The sequence below is a fragment of the Halomonas alkalicola genome, from assembly GCF_030704205.1.
In the GTDB taxonomy this organism is placed as follows: domain Bacteria; phylum Pseudomonadota; class Gammaproteobacteria; order Pseudomonadales; family Halomonadaceae; genus Halomonas; species Halomonas alkalicola.
Genome location: NZ_CP131913.1, coordinates 2,902,838 through 2,914,033 on the forward strand (window position 1 = coordinate 2,902,838; position 11,196 = coordinate 2,914,033).

At 69.8% G+C, this 11,196-nt stretch carries 10 protein-coding genes; 4 read left to right on the top strand and 6 right to left on the bottom strand.

The window, feature by feature from the left end; genetic code table 11:
- Positions 1–67: 67 nt before the first annotated feature.
- Entirely contained in the window at positions 68–1,261 is a 1,194-nt protein-coding gene (gene nosP, locus B6N23_RS13725) for a nitric oxide-sensing protein NosP (RefSeq protein ID WP_305499876.1), read from the top strand.
- Entirely contained in the window at positions 1,191–2,606 is a 1,416-nt protein-coding gene (locus tag B6N23_RS13730) for an ATP-binding response regulator (RefSeq protein ID WP_305499879.1), read from the top strand. Before nosP ends, B6N23_RS13730 begins: the two co-directional genes overlap by 71 nt.
- On the opposite strand, the gene B6N23_RS13735 is transcribed toward B6N23_RS13730, so the two are convergent.
- Positions 2,579–3,259 (bottom strand): response regulator, encoded by a 681-nt coding sequence (locus B6N23_RS13735; protein WP_305499881.1) that lies wholly within the window; start codon positions 3,257–3,259, stop codon positions 2,579–2,581. The genes B6N23_RS13730 and B6N23_RS13735 overlap by 28 nt on opposite strands.
- A gap of 131 nt (positions 3,260–3,390) precedes the next feature.
- Between B6N23_RS13735 and exaC the strand changes: the two genes are divergently transcribed.
- Positions 3,391–4,911 carry an acetaldehyde dehydrogenase ExaC gene (gene exaC, locus B6N23_RS13740; protein ID WP_305499883.1) on the top strand — a complete coding sequence of 507 codons (1,521 nt, stop codon included), beginning with the start codon at positions 3,391–3,393 and terminating at the stop codon, positions 4,909–4,911.
- Positions 4,912–5,040: 129 nt separating this feature from the next.
- Complete coding sequence (gene adhP / locus B6N23_RS13745; RefSeq protein WP_253444860.1) at positions 5,041–6,069, top strand: alcohol dehydrogenase AdhP; 1,029 nt, start codon at positions 5,041–5,043, stop codon at positions 6,067–6,069.
- A gap of 2 nt (positions 6,070–6,071) precedes the next feature.
- Here adhP and B6N23_RS13750 read toward each other — a convergent pair whose 3' ends face one another.
- The 5 genes from B6N23_RS13750 to B6N23_RS13770 all read right to left on the bottom strand — a co-directional run bounded on the left by B6N23_RS13750 (position 6,072) and on the right by B6N23_RS13770 (position 11,194).
- Complete coding sequence (locus tag B6N23_RS13750) at positions 6,072–6,203, bottom strand: hypothetical protein (protein WP_305499889.1); 132 nt, start codon at positions 6,201–6,203, stop codon at positions 6,072–6,074.
- Positions 6,196–7,950 carry a C4-dicarboxylic acid transporter DauA gene (dauA, locus tag B6N23_RS13755; protein WP_305499892.1) on the bottom strand — a complete coding sequence of 585 codons (1,755 nt, stop codon included), beginning with the start codon at positions 7,948–7,950 and terminating at the stop codon, positions 6,196–6,198. Before dauA ends, B6N23_RS13750 begins: the two co-directional genes overlap by 8 nt.
- Before the next feature lie 294 nt (positions 7,951–8,244).
- The gene (locus B6N23_RS13760; RefSeq protein WP_305499894.1) at positions 8,245–8,946 is read right to left on the bottom strand and encodes a Spy/CpxP family protein refolding chaperone; all 702 of its coding nucleotides are present in this window, start codon (positions 8,944–8,946) and stop codon (positions 8,245–8,247) included.
- Between the two features lie 92 nt (positions 8,947–9,038).
- Complete coding sequence (locus B6N23_RS13765; protein ID WP_305499897.1) at positions 9,039–9,758, bottom strand: response regulator; 720 nt, start codon at positions 9,756–9,758, stop codon at positions 9,039–9,041.
- Entirely contained in the window at positions 9,755–11,194 is a 1,440-nt protein-coding gene (locus B6N23_RS13770; protein ID WP_305499899.1) for an ATP-binding protein, read from the bottom strand. The genes B6N23_RS13765 and B6N23_RS13770 overlap by 4 nt, the downstream gene beginning before the upstream one ends.
- Between the last annotated feature and the right edge of the window lie 2 nt (positions 11,195–11,196).

Genomic DNA, 11,196 nt, shown 5'->3' on the forward strand with positions numbered 1-11,196 from the left:
CCCCGGCGTTTGTGGGGCGCACGCCGGGACGCCTACACTGGGGCGAGCGTTGACACCGGAGTCCGCAATGCCAGATGCCATGAGCCTCTCCCCCTCTGCTGCACAGGCCGGCGCGTCCCCGCTGCGCACCGCGGTCAGCCTTCTCTCCGACCCGGCCGAGGCCGTGGCGGAGCTCGCCGCCGAGCTGCGGCACGGGTCGCTGGGCTTCGTGCTCTTCTTCTGCAGCGTCGAGTATCCGCTCGAGGCCCTCTCCCATGCCCTCCGGAGCGCCTTCGAGGGGTTGCCCGTGGCCGGCTGCACCACGGCCGGCGAGATCACCCCGGCGGGCTACGCCCGGGGCGGGATCGTGGCGATCGGCTTCGATCGGCGCCACTTCGTGCCGGCGACGGCCCTGGTAGAGCGTTTGGAGGCCTTCGACCTGCCCCGCGCCCAGCGGCTGGTGGATGACCTTCTCGGGCGATGTCGCGAGCGGGCCCTGGCGCCCCTGGCCGGCAACAGCTTCGTGGTGACCCTCCTCGATGGCCTCTCGAGCAGCGAGGAGAGCGTGATCGCGACCCTCGATGCCGCCCTCGGCAGCATTCCCAGCTTCGGCGGCTCGGCGGGGGACGACAACCGGCTCGCCCGCACCCACGTCTTCTGTGACGGGCGGTTTCACGCCGAGGCGGCCGTGGTGCTGCTGGTCAACACCCCGCTGCCCTTCGAGGTCTTCTCCACCCACCACCTGCGGCCCCGGCATGAGAAGCTGGTGGTCACCGGCGTCGACCGGGAGTCGCGGCGGGTGCTGGAGCTCAACGCTGCCCCCGCCGTGGCGGCCTATGCTCAGCTGGTGGGGCAGCCGGAGTCACGGCTCGGCCCGGAGCTGTTTGCCCGGCACCCGCTGGCGGTGCGCATCGGCGACCACTACTACGTGCGCTCCATCCAGCGGGCCAACGAGGACGGCAGCCTGAGCTTCTACTGTGCGGTGGAGAACGGCATTGTGCTCACGGCCATGGCCTGTGCCCCTATCCATGACGATCTGGCGCAGACACTCGCGGGACTCGAGGGCCGCCTGGGCGCCACCGAGCTGGTGATCGGATGCGACTGCTTCCTGAGGCGCCTGGAGCTGGAGGTGCTGGGCCAGGAGGCCGAGGTCTCGGACCTGCTGAGCCGGCGCCGGGTGATCGGCTTCAACACCTACGGGGAGCAGTACCATGGCATGCACATCAACCAAACCTTCACCGGGGTGGCCATTGGCACCGCTCGACCCGACGACGCTGCCTGAGGCGCCCGCGGCTCGGGCGGCCCTGCTGGCCGAGGAGAACGCTCGCCTGCGGCGCATCTGCGCGGCACTGATCGAGCGGGTGGAGTCCAGCGGTGTGCCCGGCGGGGCACCCTATGCGGCCTTCGAGCACTCGGTGCTGCTGGCCGAGCAGGTCCGCGAGCGCACCGAGACCCTGCAGCGCACCCTGGGGGAGCTGCACCGGGCCAAGGCGGAGGCCGAGGCGGCCAACCTCTCCAAGACCAAGTTTCTCGCCGCGGTGAGTCATGACCTGCTGCAGCCGCTCAACGCCGCGCGGCTCTTCGCCAGCGCCCTGGAGGAGCAGCCGCTGCCGCCGGGCTCCCGCCGGCTGGTCGGCAACATCGGGCGCTCGCTCAAGGACGTCGAGTCGCTGATCGGCAGCCTGGTGGACATATCGCGGCTCGATGCCGGGGTGCTCAGGCCGGACGTGGCCAGCTTCCCCGCCGAGGAGCTGCTCGGGGTGCTGGCCGAGGAGTATCGCCAGCTGGCCGCCAGCCGCGGCCTCGAGCTGCGCTATGTGCCGACCCGGGCGGTGATCGCCTCCGACCTGGCGCTGCTGGCGCGGGTGGTCCGCAACTTCCTGAGCAATGTCGTGCGCTATACCCGCCAGGGGCGCATCCTGCTCGGCTGCCGCCGTCGTCCCGAGGGGCTTGAGATCCTGGTCGGCGATACCGGGCCGGGCATCGCCCCGGCCCAGCAGCGGCTGATCTTCGAGGAGTTCCGTCGCCTCGGGGCGGCCGAGGAGGGCGACGACCGCGGCCTGGGCCTGGGGCTGGCCATCGTCGAGCGCATCGGCGGCATGCTCGGCCACCCGCTCGGGCTGGTCTCGCGGCCGGGGCACGGCGCGCTGTTCTCGGTGACGGTGCCCTACGCCACGGCATCCCGGTCGGCCCGGTCGGCCGGGCCGCCACGGGAGCCGCTGCCGAGCGGGCAGCCGCTGGCCGGTGAGGTCATCTGGGTGCTGGACAACGATGCGGCGATCCGCGAGGGCATGGAGGCCCTGCTGGGGGGCTGGGGCTGTCGGGTGGTGGCCGCGAATTCGCCGGCCGAGCTGCTGGGACGGATCAAGGCGCCCGGCGCCGCGCTGCTGGTGGACTTCCATCTGGGGGAGGGGCAGCCCGACGGCCTCGAGGTCGCCGCCCGGCTGCGCGAGCGCCATCCCGGGCTGCCGGTGGTGGTGATCACCGCCAATCATGACGCGGCGCTGAAGGCGCGGATACGCCAGGCCGGCTACGACTGCCTGCTCAAGCCCGTCAAGCCGCTGCGCCTGCGTCTGCTGCTCACCTCGCTGCTGGGGCGTCAGCCGGAGCGGCGCCTCGCCCGGTAGCGGGCCAGCTCCAGCTCGCCGGCCAGCAGGACCGCCTGGACCCGGCTCGCCACCCCCAGTTTTCTCAGGATGGCCGAGACATGGGTCTTCACCGTGGTCTCGGCGACGTTCAGCTCCCGGGCGATGCCCTTGTTGGAGGCGCCCCGGCTGAGCAGCTCGAGCACTTCGAGCTGCTTGTCGGTGAGCCCCGTGAGGCGCGGGTCGGGCGCCGCGGCTCCGGTGACCGCCGGAGCCGGGTGGGCGGGCGGCGGGCGGCGCATGACCTGAGGCGGCAGGTAGAGCTGCCCCTCGAGGAGCTGATGCAGGGCGGCCAGCAGGTCGTCGCGGGGGGTCGACTTGGGGATATAGCCCACCGCGCCCATCTCGATGGCCGCCAGCACCGTGCGCCGATCCTGCTCCGCCGAGAGGATGGCCACCGGCAGCGACGGCAGCACCTCCCGCAGGCGGCGCAGCCCGTCGAGGCCCTCGGCGTCGGGCAGGTTCAGGTCCAGCAGCAGCAGGTCGAGCGCCTCCTCGTGGCGCTCGGCCTCCTTCAGGGCCAGCGCCAGGCTGTCCGCCTCCAGCAGCCGGGTGCCCGGCAGCCCCGCCGCGATCACCGCGCCGATGGCGTCGCGGAACAGCGGATGGTCATCGGCGACCATCAGGGTCGTCATCGCGTTCTCCCGTCGGGCTCTCCTCCCAAGGGAGGAGAGCATCTCATGCCACCGGAGTATGTCGCAGAAGCGCGGCCTGACCAAGACTGTGAAGTGACCCGACATAACCACAACAGCTCTGGAGTCACGTCATGATCTACGCCAACCCCGGCCAGTCCGGTTCCGTCATCACCTTCGAGCAGCGCTACGGCAACTACATCGGCGGCGAATTCGTCCCGCCGGTCAAGGGCGGCTACTTCGACAACGTCAGCCCGGTCAACGGCGAGGTGTTCTGCCAGATTCCCCGCTCCACCGCCGAGGATATCGACAAGGCGCTGGACGCGGCCCACGCCGCCGCCCCGGCCTGGGGCAGGACCTCCGCCGCCGAGAGCAGCAACATCCTGCTCAGGATCGCCGACCGCATCGAGCAGAACCTCGAGATGCTGGCCGTGGCCGAGACCTGGGACAACGGCAAGGCGGTGCGCGAGACTCTGAATGCCGACCTGCCGCTGGCCGTCGACCACTTCCGCTACTTCGCCGGTTGCATCCGCGCCCAGGAGGGCACCGCCGCCGACATCGACGCCAACACCGTGGCCTACCACTTCCACGAGCCGCTGGGCGTGGTGGGGCAGATCATCCCCTGGAACTTCCCGCTGCTGATGGCGGTGTGGAAGCTGGCCCCGGCCCTGGCGGCGGGCAACTGCGTGGTGCTCAAGCCCGCCGAGCAGACCCCGGCCTCGATCCTGGAGCTGATGAAGCTGGTCGGCGACCTGCTGCCGCCGGGGGTGGTCAACGTCGTCAACGGCTACGGCGCCGAGGCGGGCCAGGCGCTCGCCACCAGCAAGCGCATCGCCAAGATCGCCTTCACCGGCTCCACCCCGGTAGGCTCGCATATCCTCAAGTGCGCCGCCGAGAACATCATCCCCTCCACGGTGGAGCTGGGCGGCAAGTCCCCCAACATCTACTGCGCCGACATCATGAACGCCGAGCCGGAGTTCATCGACAAGGCGGCGGAGGGCCTGGTGCTGGCCTTCTTCAACCAGGGCGAGGTGTGCACCTGCCCCTCCCGGGCGCTGATCCAGGAGTCCATGTACGACGCCTTCATGGCCAGGGTCATGGAGAAGGTAGGCAGGATCAAGCGCGGCAACCCGCTCGACACCGACGTCCAGGTGGGCGCCCAGGCCTCCCAGGAGCAGTTCGACAAGATCATGTCCTACATGGAGATCGCGCGCGAAGAGGGCGCCGAGTTCCTCACCGGCGGCGACAAGGAGAGCCTGGACCCGAGCATCGACAAGGGCTTCTACATCCAGCCGACACTCCTCAAGGGCAACAACAAGATGCGCGTCTTCCAGGAGGAGATCTTCGGCCCGGTGGTGGCCGTCACCACCTTCAAGGACGAGGCGGAGGCGCTGGCCATCGCCAACGACACCGAGTTCGGCCTCGGCGCCGGGGTGTGGAGCCGCGACATCAACGTCGCCTTCCGTATGGGCCGCGGCATCCAGGCCGGCCGGGTGTGGACCAACTGCTACCACCAGTACCCGGCCCACGCCGCCTTCGGCGGCTACAAGAAGTCCGGCGTCGGCCGCGAGACCCACAAGGTGGCGCTCGAGCACTACCAGCAGACCAAGAACCTGCTGGTCAGCTATGACACCAACCCGCTGGGCTTCTTCTGATCCTTGCGCCGTCCGGATTCGCCGGGCGGCGCTCCTTTCCCAGCAGAGGGTGGGCCACCACCTCGTTCCCCGGGCGATGCCCCGAGCCCGACAGGGGCTCTCCACTCGAGCAACAGCAGGAGTAAGATAATGGACAAGACGATGAAGGCCGCTGTAGTACGCAAGTTCGGTGAGCCCTTGGCTATCGAGGAGGTAGAGACGCCTCGGCCCCAGAAGGGCGAGATCCTGGTCAAGGTGGCCGCTTCGGGCGTCTGCCATACCGATCTGCATGCCGCTCACGGTGACTGGCCGGTGAAGCCCAATCCGCCGTTCATTCCCGGCCACGAGGGCGTCGGGCATATTGTCGCCATCGGCGAGGGCGTGAAACACGTCAAGGAGGGCGATCGTGTTGGCGTTCCCTGGCTCTATTCGGCCTGTGGCCACTGTGAGCACTGCCTGGGCGGCTGGGAGACGCTGTGCGAGTCGCAGCAAAATACCGGCTACTCGGTGAACGGAGGCTTCGCCGATTACACATTGGCCGATGCGGGATTCGTCGGCCTCCTGCCCGATAATGTCGACTTTCTAGAGATCGCTCCGGTGCTGTGTGCCGGCGTGACCGTCTACAAGGGGCTCAAGATGACCGACACTCGCCCAGGGCAGTGGGTGGTGGTTTCGGGCATCGGCGGGCTTGGCCACATGGCCGTGCAGTACGCTCGTGCCATGGGGCTCAACGTGGCGGCGGTGGACATCGATGACGGCAAGCTGGCGTTGGCCGAAAGGCTTGGGGCGACGGTCACTGTCAATGCCATGAAGACCGATCCGGTCGACTACCTGAAGCGCGAGATCGGCGGCGCTCATGGGGCGCTGGTCACGGCGGTATCGCCCAAAGCCTTCGATCAGGGCCAGCGCATGCTGCGTCGCGGCGGCACCCTGGTGCTCAACGGCCTGCCGCCGGGCGACTTCCCGCTGCCGATCTTCGATACCGTGCTCAACGGCATCACCGTGCGGGGCTCCATCGTCGGCACCCGTCAGGATCTGCAGGAGGCGCTGGACTTTGCCGGCGAGGGCAAGGTGAAGGCCACCGTCGCCACCGACAGGCTGGAGAACATCAACGATGTCTTCCAGCGCATGATCGATGGCAAGATCGAAGGGCGCATCGTGCTCGATATGGCCGACTGATGTCACCGGCCCAGCGGTCCCAGGGGCGCTTCGGCGCCCCTTTTGGCTGTCTTGGCATCGGTCTCCTGCAGATCCTGACGGGTGTCGACGTTGAGCCAGCGAGTGACCTGCAGCGGGGATAGGGACTTACCCATGGTGTCGCGCCTCCAAGGCCAGCCAGCGCTCGGCCAGGCGGGCGGCATGGGCCTGGCTGGCGACCATGGCCAGCCGGCCCGCCTCGCGGCGGACGCCGGCCCGCTTGAGCTTGATCACCATCCGCGCCGGCAGGCCGACGAAGATGACGCCGACCCGCTCGATGCGAAGCTCCTCCACCAGCGACTGCAGGGCGACGATGGCGGTGCCATCCAGGCTCGGTACATCGCGCATGTCCAGCATCATCACCCTCACCTCCGGGTCTACCACCCGCAGCGACGAGACGGCCTTCTCGGCAGCGCCAAAGAACAGCGGGCCGTTGATATCGTAGCAAGCCACCCCGCGGGGCAGCGTCGGCGGTGCCTCGCGTTCGCCGGCATGCAGCTGGCGCGTCTCGGTGAGGCTGGCCATGCGGCGGATGAACAGCGCCGCGGCCAGGCCCATGCCCACGGCCACCGCCAGCACCATATCGAAGACCACCGTGAGCGCGAAGCAGATCACCAGTACCGCCACGTCGCTTCCCGGGGCACTCTTCAGGGTATGGGCGAAGTGGCGCGCTTCGCTCATATTCCAGGCGATGATGAAGAGCAGGGCGGCCAGCGCCGCCATGGGCACGTAGCCCAGCACCCCGGCCAGCAGCACCACCGCCAGCAGCACCACCAGGGCATGGACCACCGCGGCCAGCGGCGAGACCGCGCCGCTGCGGATATTGGTGGCGGTGCGCGCCAGGGCCGCGGTGGCGGTGATGCCACCGAAGAAGGGCACCACCATGTTGCCGAGCCCCTGGCCGATCAACTCGGCGTTGGGGTCGTGACGGGTGCGGGTCAGGCCGTCGGCCACCACCGCGCAGAGCAGTGATTCGATGGCCGCCAGCATGGCGATGGCCAGCGCCGGACCAAGCAGTTCGCGAATCAGCGCAAAGTCCACCACCAGTGGCGTGCCGTCGGGCCCTGGCAGTCGCCAGGGGACCACCAGCCCGGGAGCGAAGGGCGGGATGCCACTGCCGCCCTGGCCCTGGAACTCCCAACTGAAGCGCGAGGCGATGGTGGCGACCTCGACCCCGGCGGCGCTCACTGCCAGGGCCGCCAGGGTGCCTGCGATCAGGCCTACCAGGGGAGCCGGCACCGGAATCTTCAAGCGTGGCCAGAGGATCAGGGTGGCCAGGGTCACCAGGCCGATGCCCAGCTCGGCCGGGGCCAGGGTCGGCGCGGCGCGAACGATGGCGGCCAGGTTGTGCGGGGTGCTGTCGCCGAGCTCGACTCCGGCCAGTCCCAGGAAGTGGGGGAGCTGCAGCAGGGCAATCACTACCGCGATGCCGGCGGTGAAGCCGAGCACCACCGGGTAGGGCACGAACTGGATCAGGCTGCCCAGCCGGGCGAGGCCCAGGGCCGTAAGGATCAATCCCGCCATCTGGGTGGCGATCAGCAACCCGCCGACGCCGTGGCTGGCGACGATGGGAAAGAGGATCACCACGAAGGCCGCGGTGGGGCCGGAAATGTTGAATCGGGAGCCGCCGGTCAGGGCGATGATGGCGCCGGCCACGATGGCGGTGTAGAGCCCGTGCTGGGGAGGTACCCCGGTGGCGATGGCCAGCGCCATGGAGAGCGGCACCGCGACGATGCCGATGGTCAGGCCGGCCATCAGGTCGTGACGCAGTTCGGCCAGGCCGTAGCCCGCGCGCCAGGCGGCCAGCAGGGCGCTGCCGGGCACGGGAAGACGATAGCCGCTCCTGGGGGTAGACCGGGACATGGCGACTCCTTTGCGTGCTAATGAGCAAGAGCCAATACGTTACGCCTCTCTGCTGCGCCGCCGCAAGCAGACCTGCGGGTGAGGGGGATGGAGGGCAGCAGGTCGAGGGGGACTCTCCCGCGTTGAATGCGGGAGGTGCAGCGCACCTTCCGGCTGCTGGTCTTCGTGGCCATGTTCGAAAAGACCGGACCCGACGCAGGGCGTCGGGTCCGGGGGAGGGCTTCTCTTAGCTGCCGTCGGCCTGGGCCGGCGGCAGCTCTTGTGCTTCAGTGGCCGCGCTTGGGTTGCAGTGTGTCAGTTGCCACGCATCTCGCCATGGCCGCGGTAGGCCTTGCCATGACCTTTGCCATAGCCGCGCTCGCCGCGCTGCATCATGGTCTCGCGCAGCTCCTCGAGCTGCTCTTCGCTGAGGAGCTCGGCCAGGGCCTCCTGGTGGCGGTCGCGCATCTCGCGCATGGCATCGCGGCGCTCCTCGCGGGAGTCGAAGTCGCGGCCGCGCAGCTCGGCCATGTCGGCGTAGATCGCCTCGCGGGTCTCACGCAGGGCCTCGCGCTCCTCGTCGGAGAGGCCCCACTCATCGACCAGCGCCTCGAGGCGCTCCTGCATGCTGGCGCGGCGCTGCTCCATCATCTCGGCGCGACGCTCCTCGCGCATCTCCCGGCGGGCCTCCTCCAGGGCGGCGCGCTGCTCATCATCGAGGATCTCGGCCAGGCGCTCCTGATGCTGCTCGTGGAGCTGACGCATCGCCTCGCGGTGCTCGGTGCGGGCCTCGTCCAGGGCTTCGCGGGTCGCCTCGTCGATGCCGGCGCGCTCGAAGAGCGCCTGGCGCTGTTCGGCCCGGTACTCGGCGCGGGCCTCCTTCCATTGCTCGCGCTGCTCCTGAGACTGCTCGACCCCCTTGCCGTGGTGGGCGGCGGTGGCGGAGAGCGCCAGGGGGGCGATGGCGATGGCCAGCAGGGCCGGCGCCAGCAGCTTGCGGGAAACGGTCATCTTCATGGGGTCACTCCTTCGTGCCTCGGGTTGATGGTTCCAGTCTCACCCGGCGCGGTGCAAGGTCGGTGCAGCGAGCGTGCAAAGGTGGTGCATGCTCACTCCTCGGGCTGGTACTTGTAGCCCACCCCGTAGACCGAGCGGATCACCTCGCGTTCCGGCCACACCTCGCTGATCTTGCGGCGCAGCTTCTTGACGTGGCTGTCCACGGTGCGCTCGGAGACGATGCGGTGGTCACGGTACATGTGGTCCATCAGCTGGTCCCGGGAGAAGATCCGTCCCGGGGCGTGCATCATCACCTTGAGCAGCTGGAACTCCACGGCGGTGAGGGCCAGGTCCTGGCCGTCGGCCAGCGCCCGCCAGCCCTCCTCGTCGAGGAGCAGGTCGCTGCCCGCGGCCTGCTCGGCGCCGTCGTTGCCCTGGCTGCGGCGCAGCACCGCCTTGACCCGGGCCACCACCTCCCGGGGGCTGAAGGGTTTGCAGATATAGTCGTCGGCGCCCAGCTCGAGCCCCAGCAGGCGGTCCACCTCCTCGACCCGGGCGGTGAGCATGATCACCGGCAGCGCAGGCCAGCGCTGGCGGATCTCGCGGCACAGGGTCAGGCCATCGGTGCCGGGCAGCATCAGGTCGAGCAGCACCAGCGCGGGCCCCTGCCCCCCCTGACGCGCCTCGGCCAGCCACGGCAGCACGGCGTCGCCGTGATCCAGGTGGTGGGTGGCGAAGCCGCTGCCGGCCAGGTAGTCGGCCACCAGCCGGGCGATCTTGGGTTCATCCTCGACGATCAGGACCTGCTGTCCCTCGTGTTCCCTTGATGTCATGCGATCTCCTCCCTGATGCGGTCGTCATCGAGCGGTGGAAAGGTGAGCGTCCAGCATAACCCACCCAGCGGCGAGGACGAGGGGTGCATCTCGCCGCCGTGGGCCTTGACCAGGGCCGCGGCGATAGAGAGTCCAAGGCCGCTACCGCCGCTGGCGCGATTGCGCGAGCCCTCAACCCGGTAGAGACGCTCGGTGAGCCGGGCAAGCTCGCCCTCGGGCACCCCGGGGGCGCTGTCCTCCCAGGTGAGCCGGATGCCCCGGGGGGTGGCGTCGAGGGTGACCCGCAGCCGGCCCGGGGCCCGGGTATAGGCGCAGGTGTTGTCGAGCAGGTTGTTCCACAGCTGGCGCAGGCGCTGGACGTCGCCGCGCATCCAGGCCTCGGCCTGGATGCGGGTCTCCAGGGTGATGCCGCTGTCGGTGAGCCAGCCCTCGGCCTCGTCGAGTCGGTCGGCGAGGCTCTCGGCCAGGTCCAGCGGCGCGAGCAGCACTTTCAGGGCGCCGGCGTCGCTCTGGGAGAGCAGCCGCAGGTCGGTCACCAGTCGCTCGAGCTGGCCCACCTCCTGGGCCAGGGAGTGCAGGCTGTCCTGGTCGAGGCGGCGGATGCCATCCTGCATCGCCTCGATCTCGCCGCGCAGCACGGCGAGCGGCGTGCGCAGCTCGTGGGCGATGTCGGAGACCCAGCGGCTGCGCGCCTCGCGGCTCGCCTCCAGGGTGGCGGCCAGCACGTTGAAGTCCCGGGAGAGCCGCGACAGCTCGTCCTGGCCGCTCTCCGGCAGGCGGATGCTGTAGTCGCCCTCGGTGAGGCGGCGGGTGGCGAGTGCCATGCTGCGGGTGCGCCGCCCCAGCCACCAGGAGAGCCCGCCGGCCAGCAGCAGCGAGGCGACCCCCAGGGAGCCGATGATGATCGCCAGGTTGCGCTGCTGGCGGGAGAGGAAGATATGGTCCATGCGCGCCATCAGCTGCTCCGGGGGGCGATAGCCCAGGGTGCCGACCCGCTCCCCCTCGTGGAGGATCGGCAGCCAGCGCAGGGTGGCGGCCTCCTCCTCGTCGTCCGGTGGCAGGCCGATCACCGGCAGGCCCGAGGCGTCGTGGAGTACGAAGTCCTTGGGGTCGCCCAGGCGGCGCTCGATGCCCTGGGGCGGCATGCCGGCCCCGGGCCACAGCTGCTGGCGCACCAGCCGATGCCAGGCCGAGGGCGAGGCGCGCAGCCATTGCCAGTCGCCGCCGCGGCTCGCCCACTCCTCGCCGAGCCCCTCGGCCAGGGTCTCGGCGCGGTTGGCCTGGGTGGTGTCCAGGTACTCGATGAAGCCGCGGTCGAGGCTGCGCGAGATGCCCAGGAACACCAGACCCGAGATGGCCACATTGACCGACAGGATCACCACGAACAGCTTGACGCCCAGCCGGGAGACGGCGGGCCGGGGCAGACGCAGGCTCATGG

Excerpts from the sequence above, each read along its gene's own strand:
- nosP (WP_305499876.1), top strand. The coding sequence starts at position 68 with ATGCCAGATGCCATGAGCCTCTCCCCCTCTGCTGCACAGGCCGGCGCG.
- B6N23_RS13730 (WP_305499879.1), top strand. The coding sequence starts at position 1,191 with ATGGCATGCACATCAACCAAACCTTCACCGGGGTGGCCATTGGCACCG.
- B6N23_RS13735 (WP_305499881.1), bottom strand. The coding sequence starts at position 3,259 with ATGACGACCCTGATGGTCGCCGATGACCATCCGCTGTTCCGCGACGCC.
- exaC (WP_305499883.1), top strand. The coding sequence starts at position 3,391 with ATGATCTACGCCAACCCCGGCCAGTCCGGTTCCGTCATCACCTTCGAG.
- adhP (WP_253444860.1), top strand. The coding sequence starts at position 5,041 with ATGGACAAGACGATGAAGGCCGCTGTAGTACGCAAGTTCGGTGAGCCC.
- B6N23_RS13750 (WP_305499889.1), bottom strand. The coding sequence starts at position 6,203 with ATGGGTAAGTCCCTATCCCCGCTGCAGGTCACTCGCTGGCTCAACGTC.
- dauA (WP_305499892.1), bottom strand. The coding sequence starts at position 7,950 with ATGTCCCGGTCTACCCCCAGGAGCGGCTATCGTCTTCCCGTGCCCGGC.
- B6N23_RS13760 (WP_305499894.1), bottom strand. The coding sequence starts at position 8,946 with ATGAAGATGACCGTTTCCCGCAAGCTGCTGGCGCCGGCCCTGCTGGCC.
- B6N23_RS13765 (WP_305499897.1), bottom strand. The coding sequence starts at position 9,758 with ATGACATCAAGGGAACACGAGGGACAGCAGGTCCTGATCGTCGAGGAT.
- B6N23_RS13770 (WP_305499899.1), bottom strand. The coding sequence starts at position 11,194 with ATGAGCCTGCGTCTGCCCCGGCCCGCCGTCTCCCGGCTGGGCGTCAAG.